Source organism: Variovorax sp. 01N429 (genome assembly GCF_056399425.1).
In genome coordinates this window covers 1-441 of sequence record NZ_JBFTRG010000129.1, presented here as the reverse complement: position 1 = coordinate 441, position 441 = coordinate 1, and the positions used below count along the sequence as shown (strand labels likewise).

General features: G+C 68.5%; 1 protein-coding gene. It reads left to right on the top strand.

Annotated features, from left to right (window positions below):
• Positions 1-28: 28 nt before the first annotated feature.
• Positions 29-441: MFS transporter (locus tag AC1DSF_RS30910; RefSeq protein WP_478184127.1), on the top strand; the 413-nt coding region annotated here is incomplete at its 3' end.

The following is a 441-nucleotide window of genomic DNA, read 5'->3' as shown; positions in this document are numbered from 1 at the left end:
GTCCAGCACGCTGCCCGTGCACGGGTCGATGCTGGCCGACACCTATCCCATCGGCGTGCGCGGCCGCATTGCCACCGTCAACGCGGGAGCCGCGAGAACCGTCGGGGCGCTCAGCCCGCTCGCGGTCGGTGGCATCGCCGCGCTCGCGGGTGGAGACGACGGCTGGCGTTGGCCGTTCCTGATCCTGGGGTTGCCCGCGCTGCTCGTGGCCGCATGGGCGTTCCGGCTCCCTGAACCTCCCCGGGGCCAGCACGAGATGAAGTCGGTGCTCGGTGAGGTCGTCGAGGACACGAATCCGATGCCGATCTCGATGGAGGCGGCGTTCTCGCGCCTCATGCAGATCCGCACGATCAAGACGTGCATCACCGCCTTTTCCGCACTCGGCTTCACCCTCTTCACCGGCGGTGTCCTGGGAAACCTTTGGGCGGACGACCACTTCGG